Raw genomic sequence first — 15755 nt, 5'->3', positions numbered from 1 at the left:
CCGCGGCCATCGCGGTCGCCAGGCCGAGCGGGTCCAGCCGGCCGCGGACCTGGTCGGCGCGATCGTCGGGGATCCCGGGACGCGCCGACTGCCGTCGGAACCTGACCGCGGAACCCGTTCGAAGCTTTCGCGGCCAGGGCCGGCGCCCCGCCCGGCGCGCAAGAGGGCCTTTTGGCGGCCAGGCTAGCGGCGCCTAAGCCCGTCGATCAGGACCGACAGCACGAGGCCAGCCTGATCCGGTCGCTGCTCAACCACCAACGCCGTGGCGTTCGCCAGCGTCAGCAGCGTCACCACATCGACGTCGGCGCGCATTGACCCGTCACGCTGCGCCTGCGCCAGCAGCTCCGCGCCGGCCGTGCGCATCCGCTGGCAGGCGCGGCCCAGCGGCGACCCGTGATCCCGCAGCTGGGGCATCACCAGCCGAGCCAGGCCCCGGTACATGGTGAGGCGGGCCACGAACTCGGCCAGCCAGTCCGCGAGGGCGTCGTCAGGACCGCGCGTATCACGCAGCGTGGCGGCCAACCCGTCCATCTCGGCGAGGTGATCTGTCAGGACCGCCTCGACGAGCGTCTCCTGGGTGGCGAAATGGCGATAGACCGTGCCGACGCCGAGACCCGCCCTCTCGGCCACCGTCTTCAGCGGCGCGTCGGTCCCCTCCTCGGAATACACGGCGCGGGCGGCACGCAGCAGACGCTCACGATTGCGCAGAGCATCGACGCGATCGCGGCGTTCGGTCCTGGTCGTCGGCGGTTGCGATGCCAACAGCTCACCTCTCCACCAGACTCGAACCACGCGACGCGGCGCCTGGTCAGACTACTCCGCGGGCCAGCGCACCTCGGTTGCCTCGACCGACGCCCCTCCGGGCCCTGCGCCCCATCACCTTGATCTGCCTGTCGCGGGTGCTGGCGCGGGGAGGTTTGCGGTTCGGTTCCCTGATGAACGGCCCCGACCCAGCCAGCCCGAACCTGGCCTTCGACGGGCCGGGCTGGTACCGGATCAGGATCGCGGCGCAGGGTCGTGACACGCCGAGACGTGCCGACAGCACACCACGAGGCCGTCGTCGTCATCGCCCGCACCACCCAGGAGGCGATCGTCGTCAACCTCGACGGCCTCGACTGGTCCGACGTCCGCACCGACGACCCCGGCACCCCCTCCCCCACCTGCTGACCCGCGCACCCACCCAGCCGTCCGGTACGCTCAGTAACGGCAGAACACGCACTCCAGGGCCCGCAGAACACGCACTCGTCACCCCGCGATTTTTGCATTGACATGGCCGCAGAATGAGTACTGTTGACGTATGCCCATGTCAGGGTACATCCCGCGCATCGCCGACCAGCGGCTGTCAAACCTGCTCGCCGAGCTGCCCGCAGTGCTCGTCACAGGGCCACGGGCAGCGGGGAAGACCACCTCTGCCCGACGTGTCGCCAACGACATCCTTCGGCTGGACGACCCCGCGGTCGCCGCGGCCGTCATGGCGAGTCCGGACGCGGCACTGCGGCGCGCCCGCGAGCCTGTCCTCCTCGACGAGTGGCAGGAGGTGCCGGCGATCCTCGGCGCGGTCAAGCGCGCGGTCGACGAGGACTCGCGGCCAGGCCGGTTCATCCTCACCGGCAGCGTCGAAGCCGACCTGACCGCCCGCCAGTGGCCCGGCACCGGCCGGGTCGTCCGGCTCGTGCTGCATGGGCTCGCCGAGCGGGAGATGAGCCGCTCACTCGACCGACCCGGCCTGCTCGACCTGCTCCTCACCTCGGACGTCTCCCGCCTGCGGATCTCCGGTCCGGCGCCGGGCCTGGACGACTACGTCGATCTCGCGCTGCGCAGCGGATTCCCCGAGGCCGCCCTGAGCCTGCGCGGCGACGGACGGCTCGCCTGGCTCGACGCCTACGTCGATCACGTCGTCACCCGGGACGTGCTGGCCGCGGGCGAGCATCGTGATCCCGTCCGGCTGCGCCGCTACCTCGAGGTGCTCGGGCTCTCGACCGCCGGGCTGCCGGCCGAGAACACCCTGCACAGTGCGGCCGGGGTCAGCCAGCGTACCGCGGACGCCTACGACCGGATCCTGGCCGCGCTGTACCTCGTCGACCTGGTGCCGGCCTGGTCGACGAATCGGCTGAGCCGGCTGACCAAACGGCCCAAGCGGTATCTGACCGATCCGGCGCTCGCCCTCGCCGCCGCCCGGGTCGACGAGCGAAGCGTCCTGCGCGACGGCGACCTGCTCGGCCGGCTGCTCGACACCTTCGTCGTCGCGCAGCTGCGGCCGGAGCTGGCCCTGCTCCATCCGCGTGCCCGGCTCCATCACCTCCGCACCCGGGACGGTCAGGAGATCGACGCCGTCGTGGACCTCGGCGGCGGCCAGGTGATCGCCCTCGAGATCAAGGCCTCCTCGGCCCCCACCGCCCGGGACGCCCGCCACCTCCGATGGCTACGCGACCAGCTCGGCTCCGACTTCCGCGCCGGCGTCCTGTTCCACACCGGCCCGATGCCGTTCGACGTCGACGATCGCATCTGGGCGCTGCCCATCTGCGCCCTGTGGGCAGCGGAAGCGGACTGAAGGCCCACCTGCCTCCCCTTCCACCAACCCGACTTAACTAACTAGGTTGGATGATGTATCTGATCGTGTTACGGTCTGGTCCATGGTGGAGGCCTTATCGGGACGCCTGACGCTCCCGCTCGGTGACGACGCCCACGCGTGGCTGATGGAGGGCCGTCGCCTTCCCCTGGTCGTCTCGATGCGGGGTGAGCTGGCACGGGACCCGGCGGCGGCGCGGGAGTGGTTCGCCGGGCAGCGGGAGACGTTCGACGAGCTGCTCGCCGAGCACGGCGCGCTGCTTCTGCGCGGCCTGCCCCTCGACGGTACGGCCGCCTTCTCCGAGCTGATCGCGCACTATCCCCCGCACAGGGGCGGCTATGCCGGCGGGGCGACGCCGCGTGACGAGCTGGGCCGCAACGTCTACGAGGCGACCCGGGTACCGGCGGCGGTGGACATCAAGCTGCACCAGGAGATGGCCTACCTGCGCCACTACCCGGCGAAGATCGCGTTCTACTGCCGGCAGCGCGCCACCACCGACGGCGAGACGATCATCGGGGACATGCGCGCCTTCGGCCGGGAGTTGCCGGAGCGGTTTCTGGACGACCTCGCCGGCCGCGGCCTCGTCTACCACCGCAACTTCCGCGATCCGCACACGCCGCACGGCTGCGAGAAGTACCCGTGGATCTACCACGCCACCCTGGTCAACGGCTTCGGCACCGACGACCACGACGCCATCGAGGCGGACTGCCGCCGTCTGGGCATGGACGTCGAGTGGCAACCCGACGGCAGCCTGTCGACGCGTCTGGAAAAGGCCGCCTTCGCGGACCATCCGCGTACGCACGAACGCGTGTACTTCAACCACATCCTGACCCAGATCATGGACGGGCAATGGCTCGGCGACACGTACGAGGCGTATCTCGACCTGTATGACCGGGCCGGAATGCCACGGCCCTATCACGTCACCTACGGCGACGGCGGCCAGATCGACGAGGCGGACTACCGCGCGGTCGCCGACGGGCTCGCGAAGGCCGTCGTCTGCTTCCCCTGGGAAGACGGCGACGTGCTGCTCGTCGACAACGTCTACACCGCGCACGGCCGCAATCCGTACACCGGCTCGCGCGACGTCCAGGTCGCCCTCATCGACTGACCGCCGGCCGCCGCACCCGCGGAAGCCCGGTGCCGTCAGACGGCCAGTACGCGTACGCCCGCCGTCCGTACCGCCACGCACGACAGGAACAGAAGGGAGCCGGACCATGACGGTCACCGACATGCTCACCGCCGCCGGCCGGCCGCCGGTCGCGGATCCAGACGAGCGCGTCCACCGGCGGCGGAAGCTCGCCGCGGCGCTGCGGCTGTTCGCGCGGTTCGGGCTCACCGAGGGCGCCACCGGCCACATCTCGGCCCGTGACACCGAGCGCCCCGACCATTTCTGGATCAATCCCGCCGACCAGCCGTGGGCGCGGCTGCGGGCGAGCGACCTGATTCTCGTCAGCCCGGACGGGACCGTCGTGGAGGGCGACGGGCCGGTGAATCCGGCGGGCGTGGCCATTCACGCCCAGCTGCTCGCCGCCCGCCCGGACGCGGTGTCCGTCGCGCACGCGCACTCCGTCGCGGGAAAGGCCTGGTCCGTGCTGCGCCGGCCGCTGGACCCGCTCACCCAGGACGCCTGCGCCTTCTATGGCGACCACGTCGTCGTCCCGTTCGCCGGCATCGTGCTCGACGCCCGGGAGGGCGAGCACATCGCCGAGGTCCTCGGGCCGGGCAAGGCCGCGATCCTCGCCAACCACGGCCTGCTGACCGTCGGGCGCAGCGTCGACGAGGCGGCCTGGTGGTATATCAGCCTCGACCGCCAGTGCCAGGTGCAGCTGCTCGCCGAGTCCGCCGCCGGCCCCCTCCACCTGATCGACCACGACACCGCCACCGCGACCGCCGCCGTCAACGGCTCCCCCGAGGTCGGCCGCCTCCAGTTCGCCCTGCTCTGGAGGCAGATCACCACCGAGGAACCCGACCTGCTGGACTGATTTCGCCGTATGGCCGGACAAACGCCGCCTGCGCCGCCCCGAAACGGTCTAGCCTGACTGGACGTGAACCCCGGTGAATCCCCCAGCGACGACCGGCCAGACGGTCCGGATCCTCGACCGCGCCGGCCCCGGAACAATCCGGTCGAGCAGAAGCCGCGCAACATCGTGCCCGGTACCGTGCCGGTCGAGCTCTTTGTCGCCCGTACCACCCGGGTGGCGGTGTTCCTCGCGTCGATCGCGGCCTATCCGCAGGGTTTCGAGGTGACGGTCGAGACGGCCGCCCGTTCGGACGCCCTGCCCGGGCTCCTTCTTCCGGGTGGATTCAACCAGCCCCCCGATCCCGCGCCGATCATCGCGTTCTGGGTACGCTTCGCCGACGACAGCGTCGAGGTCCGCTACGGCCCCAGCAGCGGGAACAGCTCCGAGGCGGTGCCGTTTCCCCGGGTCGGCGCCGGACCGCGCGGATCGGTCGTCGGGGTCACCTACGGCCCCGCCGGCGCGAACGGCGGAATCGACGTGCCGTTCCGCCACGTCCCCAGCGGACCGCTCGAATCCTTCGACGGCGTGCATCGCCATACCGAGCGGATCTGGGTGTCGCCGCTCCCGCCGCCGGGCCCGGTCACCTTCCTGGCGGCGTGTCCGTCGCGAGACCTGACCAGCGCCGAGGTCAGTATCGACGCGAGCGTCGTTCACAGCGCGGCGCAGCGCGCGGTCGAGGTGCTGTCACCGGCTCCGACGCCGCCCGGCACCGGGCAGCCACCGGCGGATCCGGCGACCGCGGCCACCGAAGTGCGCGACGCGTTCGCCCGTGCCTTCACCGGCGGCCAGGACGTGGACGCCGTGTTGGCCGCGGTGCAGGACGGCCCGCGGCTGCGGGACACGCTCCTCCAGGCCCGGGCCAACCAGCCCGTGGCCACGCGCACATCACGGCCACTCGTCGGCGAGATCGTGTTCCTGAGCCCCACCCGCGCGGCGGTGGAATTCCAGCTCGCCTACTCCGGAGCCGTCCAGTCCGGGACCCGGATCGGCTTCGCGGTCCTCGACGACGGGAACACCGCATGGCAGGTGTCCCGGGAGACCTACTGTGGCGTGCTGTCCTGGACCGGTGCGCGCTGCCCCCCAGCCTGAGCGTCGGCGTTGACGCCCTCGCCACAGGTAGATACGGTCAGATACTAAGTCATAATATTTAGATGTTTCCTGGTGATGGGAACTGCCCCGAGAGAGGACCCATGGCAGACAGCGGCACCGGCGGCGGCAGCACGACGACCTCCGCGAACGGCACGGCACCCGGCGCCGAGGCCGCGCTCGCGGTGGAGGGTGAGGCGACGCCCCTACGGGTGGAACGCGTCGAGCCGTCGATCGCGGTGCTCACGCTGTCCCGGCCGAAGCAGCTCAACGCGTTGACGCCGGAGCTCGTCGATCTGATCCGGGAGACCCTGGTCGAACTCGGCGGCGACGCGTCGGTGCGGGCGGTGGTGCTGACCGGGGCCGGCCGGGCCTTCTGCGCCGGGCTCGACATCGCCCGCCAGGTCAAGCGCAACGAGGGTCGCGCACGGTCGTCCGCGGAGCGCTTCGCCAGCCAGGAGAACTTCGCGTCGATGGTGCGGGCCATCCGGGCGATCCCGCAGCCGGTCATCGCGGCCGTCAACGGGGCCGCCGCCGGGGCCGGCATGGGCCTCGCGCTCGCCGCCGACATCCGGATCGCCGCCGAGTCGGCCCGGTTCCACGTCGCCGCGGTGAAGATCGGGCTGTCCGCCGGCGAGTGTGGCATCAGCTACCACCTTCCCCGTCATATCGGCTCGTCGCGCGCCGCCGAGATCATGATGACCGGACGCCCGGTGGACGCCGCCGAGGCCGACCGCATCGGCCTGGTCTCCCGCGTCGTGCCCGCGGGCGAGCTGCTCGAGGCCGCGCTCGACACCGCCCGCGCCATCGTCGCCAACAGCCCGTTCGGCGTCATGCTGACCAAGCGCGCCCTGTGGTCGAACCTCGACGTCACCTTCGACACCGCCCTCGAGATCGAGAACCGCACCCAGATCCTCACCTCCATGTCGAACGACCACGCCGAGGCGATGCGCGCCTTCCTCGACAAGCGGCCCGCCGCTTTCACCGGCAGGTAGCGACCGGATCCGTGCCGCCTCGTGGCCGCGGCGTACCAAAGGCGGGATGAACGGCCGTCCCGCGGGCTCGACGACGTTCACGCCGCGTGCGAGTGGGTCGATGTGCGACACTCCGACTGCGGTCGCAGAGTTTTGCCCGGGCGGAGAATGTGGTCGCCGCGGGGTCAGCCGTTCGTCGGCGGCCTTCTGCGGCGCGCGGGAGGAGCGGTCAACGATGGCGGACGCCGCAGGTCGAATAGAGCTCGTGGACGTGCGCGGTCTCGGCTTGGACCAGTTACGCGACTCCCCTTCCGCCGCGCTGCGCGGCGGTGTTCACCGCCTGCTCCTCGACCGTGAACCGACCTGCGCGCGCGGCGATCAAAGCGGTGGTGGCGGCTGCGTACTTCAGCCGGATTGATGTGTCCTGATCCCATCGCCGCCGGTCCGGCAGTCACCGGTATCGGGGGCACGGTCGCATCACATCTGTTCTTGCCCGGGGACGTGGACAGCCTTACCTTCGGTACACTCGGTCCGGTCATTGTCCGAAAGCTGTTGGACGCCGAGACGAGCCATCGTCGGCTGGCATTCCGCGCCGTTCTCGACGCTCTGCGGGACCGGCCGGGCGCGGCCGGTCCACTGATGTCCGCCGACGAGGCATGGGATCTGCTTGTCGATGTCGAGCGTCGCAGACCGGCCGCCGTCAAGGTGGTGCTCGACTCCCCCTTCGCCGGGGCGTGGGCCGCCCGGCTGCTGCGCCGGCTGCACACCGGCGGTACGGAGGATGTGCCGCTATGGGTCGAGGTCGGCTACCTGCACACTATGGCGGCCTCGGCCGTCGTCCACGCCGGGGGCCCGCTCGACATCAGGGTGCCGATGCGCCAGGGCGTGATCCACCTGCCCACGCTCGGCCACACCCGCTTCGCCGACCACGAGGTCTGGGAGACCGCCACCGTGCGAATGTCGGAGCGCGGGGTGGAGATCATCACAGCCGCCGACCGCATCCTGCTCGAGGGAGTACCGGCGCCCACACCCGGCGGCCCCGGCGGCCCCGGCATGGTGGCACGTGCCGTCCCGGTCACCCAGGTATGGCGGCCCACCCGCGTGGCCAGCGCGGTCGGCGTCGTCCTGGAGGACGCCGATCCGTATCGCCTCACCCGGCACAGCGCGCCGCCGGTGTGGCTTCCGGCTGCCGACCTGCAACGCTGGGAACGCAAGCTGGCCGCGGTCTGGACGGTGCTGCGCGAGGGCCATCCGGGCCTCGCCGAGGCCGTGAGCGCGACGGTAGCCGCGATCGTCGCGCTGCCCGCAGCGGACCGCTTCCACTCCTTCAGCGCCAGCTCGAACGACGCCGTAGGCAGCGTCGAGATGTCCGAGCCCCACGATCCCGTCGACGGAGCCGCGACCCTCGCGCACGAACTCCGTCACGCGCTGCTCGGCGCGCTGTCCCACCTTGACGATCTCGTGGACCCGCGGGCGGCCCCGCGGCTGTGGTTCGTGCCCTGGCGCGACGATCCGCGGCCGACCCGCAGCGTTCTCCAGGGTGTCTACGCCTACCACGGCGTCACCGACTTCTGGCGGATCCAGCGGCGGCGCGCGCGGGGGGCCGAGGCGATGCTCGCCCACTTCGAGTTCGCCGTGTGGCGTCGCGCGGTGCTGGACATCTCCGCGGATCTGCTCCGGGACGGGCCGTTGACCGGCCTGGGACGGCGCTTCCTGTCCGGTCTGCGGCTCACCGCGCTCGGCTGGATCGGTGAACCGGTGCCCACAGAGGCCCGCCGACTCGCGGACCTCGTGCACGCCGACACGCGGGCGATGTGGCGGATACACCACCTGGTTCCCGAGCAACGCCTCGTCCACCGGCTCGCCGCGGCCTGGTCGGACGGCGCGGCTGTGCCGGCGGACGTGGTCGCGGTCCCCCAGCGGTTGCGCCCCGATCCGCGGGCACGAGCGCTCGACTCCCGGGCCAGGCTGGCCCGGCGCTGGCTGGCCGAGCGCGACGCCTTCCGCCGCGACGAGCGCGACGCGGTGATCAGCGCGGCGGACGCGGCGTTGATTGCCGGGGACGGCGTCCGGGCAGGTCGGCTCTACGCCAGGACACTCGATGCGGCCGACCAGACCGGCAGTGCCGACCGTCGAGACCTCGTCGGCCTCGGACTCGCTCTCGGCGAGCACACGACGGCGGGACGGGTGCTGCGGCGGCGTCCCGACCTCGTCCACGCCGTGGCACGAGCCGCGCCGCGCGGCGGCGGCGCGGCACTCGCCGCCTGGCTGTCGCCGTGCGGCGACGAGCCGTCGTTCTAGATCGGCACGGGGTCCAGGTCGCAGTCCAGGCGTATCCAGGCCACGATCTGGCGGGCGGCCGGATGCTCGCGCCCGAGCACCGCGTCCACCTTGCTCAGCGTCCGGGCCTGCAGGTCCAGCGCCTCCTCCGTGCGCTCCAGGGCCCGCAGGTCGATCGCGAGGTTTGCCGACACGGCCAGCGTCGAGGGATGGGCCTCCCCGAGCGTCGTGATCGCGCTCGACAGCGTGCGGCTGTCATGATCGTACGCCTCCTCGAAGCGACCCAGCATGTACAGGTCGCTGGCCAGGTTCGCGCCGGTGGCCAACGTCGACGGGTGCGCGTCGCCGAGCCGTTCGACGAAGGCGGCCAGCGTCCGCTCGTCGCGTTCGAGGGCCGCCTCGACCTGGCCTGAGAGCCGATCGATGATCGCGAGGTTGACGGCGGCGGTCAGGGTGTGCGGATGGGCGTCGCCGATCCGGGCGGCGTACCGCAGCAGAGTTCGGGTGCAGACCGCGCGGGCCTCGTGCAGGGACCCCGCGTGCCGCAGGTCGATGGACAGGCCCAGGGCCGAGGCGAGCGAGGCGGGATGCTCACCGCCGTAGCGGTGGAACGATCGTTCTTCGACATCACGGGACAGCTCGAGGGCCGCGGCGTGGTTGCCGGCGCGGCGGTTCGCCACCGCCAGGTAGCGGCTCGAGTGCAGCCGCGCGGGATGATCCGCCGAGATGCCCGGCTTGCGTCGGTAGCGAGCGTCGATCTTCTCCTGCTCGGCCAGCGCGCCGAGGTAGTCCCCGAGCTCACGGCGATCGACGTTGAGCCCGGTGAGCGTGTTGAGCGTCTGGCTGTCGTCCTCCCCGAACAGGCGGGCCTGGCGCTGCCAGGTGTCGTCGGCCAGCGTCGCCGCCTCGGTGAAGCGACCGAGCAGCCGCAGGCATACCGCGACGTTCTGCGCGGTGGACAGCGTCTGGGGATCGTCCGAGCCGAAGTCCCGCGTGGCGCGGGCGTAGGCGTCCTCGGCGATCTCGAGCGCCGCGGCGAACTCACCACGCCAGCGCAGGTCGGTGCCGACGCTCCCCATGAGGATGTTGGTCAGCTCGGCGTCCGGACCGTTGACGCGCCTCGACAACTCGAAGGTGCGCCTGTTGATCTCGGCGGCCTCGGCGTAGCGTCCCACGGCGACCAGACCCCAGCCCACCCGCAGGCCCATCTGCTGGGTGTACGGATCCTCCTCGCCGAACCCCGCCTCCCAGGCATCGTAGACGAGCCGGGCGAAGTCGCTGCTGCCCTGGTGATCGCCCCACGACCAGAGGTAGTCGCACAGATTGAGCAGCAGCTGGCGAACCCGGGGGTCTCTGCACCGCTCGGTGTTGGAGGCGACCACATGCGGATAGAGATCGGCGTATGACGACCACAGGACCGAGTTGGAGGGGTCGTTGGGGTCGCTCGCCGCGAGCAGGACGTGGGCGCCATGGCGCATCGTCCCCTGCTGCTCGGGCGTCATCCGGCCGATGAGCACCGCCTGGACCAGACGGTGCATGACGATCGAGTTGTCCCGATGGTCGATGCGCGCCAGCGCGTACCGGTTCACGTCACGGATGGCCCGGCTCAGTTTCACCGGGTCGCGCAGCGCCTCGTCGAGCGCCGGCGAGATCTTTTCGTTGTGCGCGCGGGACAGCAGCTGCCGGGAGATGGGCGCCGGCGCGAAAGAGGCGCAGACCTGCAGAAGTTCCAGAGCTGCCGGATTGCTCTGCGCCAGCCGGTCGAGCGCGACGTTCCAGGCTGCGGTCACCGGCTGGGGATAGTCCGCCGGCGGGGTACCGAGCAGGTCGGTCAGTTTGTCCTCCAGGAGGCGTAGGTACTCCCCCGCCGACATACCCGTCTCCGCTCGCCAGGTCGCCGCGGTCTCGATCGCGAGCGGCAGGTCTCCCAGCGCCGCTGCCACCCGGTCGGCGTCCGCGTCCGCGAGCGGCGCGCCCCGGCTGCGCAGCAGCTGGACGCTCTCCTCGCGGCGGAACACGTCCACCTCCAGCGGGCGGCTGACATGCGCCCAGCTCGGATCGCGGGAGGTGACCAGGATGCGGCCGGTCGCGCTGGCTGGGAAGTACTCCCGCACCGACTGCGGATCCTCGGCGTTGTCGAACACCAGCAGCCAGCGCCCGTACGGATCCCCCAGGCGCAGGGCCTCGACGACGCGGCGCACCGCCACGGTCGCCTCGGTGCCGACGTCCAGCCCGAGCCGCGCGCCCAGTTCCGTGAACGCGTTGCCGATCTGCACCGACTGTTCGGCCGGGATCCACCAGATGACGTCGAAGTCCGACAGATGCCGGTACACGTACTCGGTCGCAAGCTGAGTCTTGCCCACCCCGCCCATGCCCCGCAGCGTCTCCGGCAGCACGGTCGCGACGCCCTCGGCCAGACGGGTGTCCAGGTCGGCGAGCAGATCCTCGCGACCGGTGAAGTGCGGATTACGCGGAGGTATGCTCCCCCAGATCCGGGGCAGCCGGCCGGGACCGGGAAGCGTCGGAACGGGCAGAGTCGCGCTCAGCCTCACCCGCCCTCCCTCCGGCCGGTCGCGCGCCGTGACGCCCTCGGTGGCTTCCGTCCTGCCGCCCTCTTGGTGGGAACTCATGTGCTCCACCCCGGCTGCGCTGCCCATTGTAAAAGTACTATCACTCTCTGTTGTATTAGCCGGGCCGTGTGTCGCCCGGCCCACCGGGACAGGTGGGCGTCTCTGGGGATCGTGAGGACCGGGCGGCGCGTCGCCCGGCGTCGGCGCGGTGGGGCGTCCGTCGTGGTCGACGAGGCCCAGCGCGTGGCAGACCCGCACGACATCGGCCCGGCTGAGCGTGCCGCGCAACATCCACCGCGCGGGCGTGGCGATCGCGAACCTGGTGACCGCGTCCCCGGCCCGACCCAGCCCGGCCCTGGGCGCGAGCAGGCCGGCGGCGAAGACCTCGGTCACGTCCCGGCGCTCGGCGCCGGCGATGCCGGCGATCGTGCACAGGCCATGGTGGTCGACGGCCTCGACCGCGGCCAGCAGACCGGCCAGTCGCCGCGCGGCCGGCGACGCGGCGGCCGCGAAATCCGCGAGACGGTCGGGTGGCGGCGGTGGTGCATCCTCCCGCTGCCGGGGCAACGGCCCCAGGTCATCGGCGATCACGGCGGTCGTCTCGAACCAGACGGGCTCGGTCGCGGCGACGTAACGGGCCCAGTAGGCGATCCACTCGACGTCGAACCCGATCACCGGCACCAGCGTGCCGGCGCGGGCGGAGACCTCCCACGGTGCCTGCGCCCCAGCGCCAGGATCCGTGTCCGTGTCCGTGTCCCCGTCGGCGTCAGGTCGAAGTCCCGCGTGGCGCCAGAATCGGATCCGGCCCGCGGCGCCACGGCCGGCACCACGTATCCGCACTCGGCGGGCGCCCAGGTCGGTCCAGCGCCACAACGGTGCGTTCAGGACGTCGAGGATGGCGACCGGACCCGCGTCGGCCCAGTGCGACAGGACCGCGGCCATGTCCCCGCCGCGCCAGGCCGGTCCCAGCCCGTCCGTGACCAGCCAGATCACACGACGTCCCACCGCCGCCCGCCAGCTCGGCGCACCCCGCGACGCGTCCCCGGGCAGGCCGCCGCGCAGGCGCATCCGGCCGTTTGGCTCGTCGGCGACGAGGCGGGCGATGGAGACGTGATCGAACGCAGGCTGGCGGCGCAGTAACCGGGCCAGGCGAGGAACGGCGTCGGCCCACACCGCGAGGAACGTCGGACTGGCGTCGACCACGAGGAGCAGATGCCAACCCCGCCGGGCCGCCGGCCCGCGCCGGCGTGGGCGGCCGCGGACGAGCGTCTCGGCGTCGGGCCGGGTGAACGACCGGACCTCCCGGCTGACCAGCGGGCCGAGCGCGCGGGCCAGCGCCCGGGAGAAGGCCCGCTCGTCGCGCACGGCCGGTGGCAGCTCGGCGTGGACCGGGACGGTCAGGGCCCGCAGTCGCGAGGGCTTGTCCGGCTGGTCCTCTCCCTCGGCCGGCGCGCGGTCCTGGTCCCGGTCCGACGGGTTCGCCGATGGCCAGACGCCCGTCATGGCATGCTCGGGAAGGTCTCGTCGGCGGGAGCGGCCCACACCGCGTCGATCACCTCGAGCCCGCCGTCGCCGTCAAGGGCTCCGGTCAACGCCAGCTGGGCGAGGTCCACCAGCTGATCCACGACGAGACCCGCCCCGGCGGACCGGCGTGCGACGAAGCGGTCGACCAGATCGGCGAAGCGGGGATCAGGCCCGAAGCGACCCTCCAGCAGCCGCCGCAGCGTCTGCGCCGACGGTGCGGCGGACCTCACCCGCACGCAGCGCCGCCGTAGGGCGGTGGGCAGCTCCCGATCGTCGAGGACACTGATCACGATGATCGGGAACTCGGCGCACTGCACGACGTTCGAGTCGAGCGTGGTAACCCCGCCCGGATCGTCCGTCGCCACGTCGGCGGCGCCCTGCGCGGACATCGCCGCGGCGAGCAGGCCAGGTACCCGGATGCGCCCCCCATCAATGACCTCGACGAGATCGTCGGGCAGGTCGACATCGGCCCGGTCGAGGCCCTCCACCAGCAGTACCCGAGGTCGCCGGCGCGCGAGCAGGGCCGTAGCCAGGGGCCCGAGCCGCAGCGAACCGTCCGCCACCTCGCCGGCGGGCGGGCGGAACAGGGCGTGGACGAACCCGGCCTGGTCATCATCGAAGACACCGTCGCGCAGGAGGGTCCGGCCGTTGACGGACCATCGCAGCACCCTGCCGAGCCCCAGTTCCCGCGCAATCAGATACGCCAGCTCGCGCCGCCCCGATCCCGCCGGCCCGACGACGACCAGGGGCCTGCGCAGCGCGATGCCCGCGTTGATCGCGGGCAGCTGGCCGCGGTCCAGCAGCGCCGCGCCCAGATCGGCGCGACGGCGGGCCGCCCGCTCATCCTCCTCCGCCGGCGTCGACAGGTCGTTCGGGGCCGCGGTGAACCGACGCGACGGCGGAGCCGGCGGCCACTGCACGGCCTCTGCTCGCGGCTGGCCGGTGCCGTGAACCAGCCACCACGCCGGCGGTTCGCCGCCCTCGACCGGACTACCGGCCGGACGGCGACCGGTCGACGTCCGGCGGACCGGGTAGGTGTCCTCCCGGCCGTCGGGGATGCTGGCGTTCGTGCGCAGGACGCCATCGTCGGCGCCCACCGCTTCGACGCCGTCCGCGATCACGATGCCGCCACGGGGGCGGGCCGGGTGACGGCGGCGGGCGATACCCATCCACCTGCCGGCGGCCGTTCGGTCCGCCTGGCGGCGCCGCCGGCCGTCGGCGGCCGGTCCGCGTCGTCGTACAGGAGGGTGACGGCGTGCAGGTGTGCACCCAGCGGATCGGCGCTCTGGTCCAGCCGGGTGAGGTTCTCGGCCCGCAGGCGGTGGGGCAGGTCCCGCGGTTCACCGTGGACCAGCACATGGTGCAGGTCCGCGTCGATCGCCGCGCGCCCGGACTCCGGACGCTGCCAGGCGGCCACGGCGACTCCGGCCCTCAGCGCGTCGACGAGCTGGCGCTGTGCCACCGAACCGGGAGTCGGCGGACCGCTGAGAACCACCACGGTGATCCCCCGCTGCGCGTCCAGACCGAACGGCCCGATCCGTGCCGCCTCGACCACGACGACGTCACCGGGAGCGGCCTCGCTGTACGCGGCCCACCGCTGCTGCCAGCGCCGCCGCGCCAGATCTGACCACTGCAGGCGGTCGAGGCTGCGCAGCACGATCGCATAGTCCTGGAGGAGTAACCGACGGGAGCCGTCCACCTCGCGCGCCCATCCGCAGACGGGAAGGGCCAGGTGCTGTGTGGGCAGGGTGAGCTCGACGAGCAGATCGATCGGTTCCCCGACCGGGATCTCCGCGGCGACCACCGCCTCGGCCTCGTCGAGGATGGCCGCGGTGACCTCCTCGAACCGCTCGGTGCCGGCCTGGCGGGCGGGCCCGAGCCAGGCCGCCGCGGACCCCGTCCAGCGCAGCGTCCAGGAGGCATGATGATCATCGGGCCCTGGGCCCATGGGCTCGAGTTGCAGGGTGATGACGCAGGCGTGCCGGCGCCGGGCCAGCGCGGGTGCCAGCGCGAGCCGTGCGCTGTGCAGCTGCGCGGAGAGGTCGGACCGATGTACCTGACGGTAGAGCCAGGCCTCGACCCGTACCCAGGTGCCCGGCGTGAGCAGATCCTGGCAGCGCAGCAGGAATCGGACCGGGGGCGTCAGCTCTCCCGGCGCCGGCACCCGACTCGCGGCCCACACGAACTGGTGCCACGCGGTGGCGCAGTGGCGGGGTGTGCGCGACGGACTGCAGGCCTCGTGGAACGCCCACGTCCCCCGCCGCGCGGTGACGGCCGTGAGCTCGTCGCGCAGGACCTCCCAGAGCGTGCCCAGGTCCTCGGCGACGTCGATCGCGTCCCACTCATCCCGCAGCCGGCACAGGCGGTCCGCCAGCGGCGAGTCGGGCCGAAGATCCCCCACGGCGTCCACGAGGGCGCTGACGCCGCCCGGCAGGTCGTCGAAACAGCCCTGGACGAGCCGGAGATACCAGTCCCGGTCGACGTGGTACTCCGGGAGCCGAAGCCGCCACCCCACGCGCCTTTCCAGCCTGCCGACCAGCAACATCCGGACCTCGACGCTACGCAGGTCCGGTTCTCGTTCGAGCATGTCGACAACGGCCATGATGAGCGTTTCCCGGTACGCACGCGACGCATCGCCGTTGGCCACGATTCCCCCGAATGATGACAACGCGCCCGTCGACGGAAAAGCGATGCGCGCCCACCCGTCAGGTACCACGCGCAACGTCGCCGC

General features: G+C 72.2%; 12 protein-coding genes. 8 read left to right on the top strand and 4 right to left on the bottom strand.

What is annotated here, in order from left to right; all coding sequences use genetic code 11:
* Positions 1–183: 183 nt before the first annotated feature.
* On the bottom strand, positions 184–762 hold the full coding sequence (locus AC6EXY_RS08485; RefSeq protein WP_101834867.1) for a TetR/AcrR family transcriptional regulator: 579 nt from the start codon (positions 760–762) through the stop codon (positions 184–186).
* Positions 763–1017: 255 nt separating this feature from the next.
* On the opposite strand from AC6EXY_RS08485, the gene AC6EXY_RS08480 reads away from it, so the two are divergent.
* The 8 genes from AC6EXY_RS08480 to AC6EXY_RS08445 all read left to right on the top strand — a co-directional run bounded on the left by AC6EXY_RS08480 (position 1018) and on the right by AC6EXY_RS08445 (position 8951).
* Positions 1018–1167, top strand: coding sequence for a hypothetical protein (locus AC6EXY_RS08480; RefSeq protein ID WP_499816477.1), 150 nt, complete (start codon positions 1018–1020; stop codon positions 1165–1167).
* Between the two features lie 130 nt (positions 1168–1297).
* Positions 1298–2551, top strand: a complete 1254-nt coding sequence (locus AC6EXY_RS08475; RefSeq protein WP_499816476.1) for an ATP-binding protein — start codon at positions 1298–1300, stop codon at positions 2549–2551.
* 82 nt (positions 2552–2633) lie between these two features.
* The gene (locus AC6EXY_RS08470; RefSeq protein WP_499816475.1) at positions 2634–3677 is read left to right on the top strand and encodes a TauD/TfdA family dioxygenase; all 1044 of its coding nucleotides are present in this window, start codon (positions 2634–2636) and stop codon (positions 3675–3677) included.
* Between the two features lie 106 nt (positions 3678–3783).
* Complete coding sequence (locus tag AC6EXY_RS08465) at positions 3784–4551, top strand: class II aldolase/adducin family protein (protein WP_207770547.1); 768 nt, start codon at positions 3784–3786, stop codon at positions 4549–4551.
* A 165-nt stretch (positions 4552–4716) separates the two neighbouring features.
* Positions 4717–5679, top strand: a complete 963-nt coding sequence (locus AC6EXY_RS08460) for an MTB12 C-terminal domain-containing protein (RefSeq protein WP_133150865.1) — start codon at positions 4717–4719, stop codon at positions 5677–5679.
* 101 nt (positions 5680–5780) lie between these two features.
* Entirely contained in the window at positions 5781–6671 is an 891-nt protein-coding gene (locus AC6EXY_RS08455; RefSeq protein WP_101834860.1) for an enoyl-CoA hydratase/isomerase family protein, read from the top strand.
* A 214-nt stretch (positions 6672–6885) separates the two neighbouring features.
* The gene (locus AC6EXY_RS08450) at positions 6886–7068 is read left to right on the top strand and encodes a hypothetical protein (RefSeq protein ID WP_133150864.1); all 183 of its coding nucleotides are present in this window, start codon (positions 6886–6888) and stop codon (positions 7066–7068) included.
* A gap of 134 nt (positions 7069–7202) precedes the next feature.
* Positions 7203–8951, top strand: coding sequence for an HEXXH motif domain-containing protein (locus AC6EXY_RS08445; RefSeq protein WP_499816474.1), 1749 nt, complete (start codon positions 7203–7205; stop codon positions 8949–8951).
* On the opposite strand, the gene fxsT is transcribed toward AC6EXY_RS08445, so the two are convergent.
* From fxsT to AC6EXY_RS08430, 3 genes are read right to left on the bottom strand one after another with little or no spacing between them, the layout of a single operon-like run.
* Positions 8948–13003 carry an FxSxx-COOH system tetratricopeptide repeat protein gene (fxsT, locus tag AC6EXY_RS08440; protein WP_499816471.1) on the bottom strand — a complete coding sequence of 1352 codons (4056 nt, stop codon included), beginning with the start codon at positions 13001–13003 and terminating at the stop codon, positions 8948–8950. The genes AC6EXY_RS08445 and fxsT overlap by 4 nt on opposite strands.
* Entirely contained in the window at positions 13000–14145 is a 1146-nt protein-coding gene (locus AC6EXY_RS08435) for a MoxR family ATPase (RefSeq protein ID WP_133150863.1), read from the bottom strand. The genes fxsT and AC6EXY_RS08435 overlap by 4 nt, the downstream gene beginning before the upstream one ends.
* On the bottom strand, positions 14142–15626 hold the full coding sequence (locus AC6EXY_RS08430) for a VMAP-C domain-containing protein (RefSeq protein WP_165818623.1): 1485 nt from the start codon (positions 15624–15626) through the stop codon (positions 14142–14144). Before AC6EXY_RS08430 ends, AC6EXY_RS08435 begins: the two co-directional genes overlap by 4 nt.
* Positions 15627–15755: the final 129 nt, after the last annotated feature.

The organism is Frankia sp. RB5 (assembly GCF_059816245.1).
The sequence above is the reverse complement of the archived record's forward strand: the minus strand, read 5'-3'. Positions and strand labels throughout refer to the sequence as shown.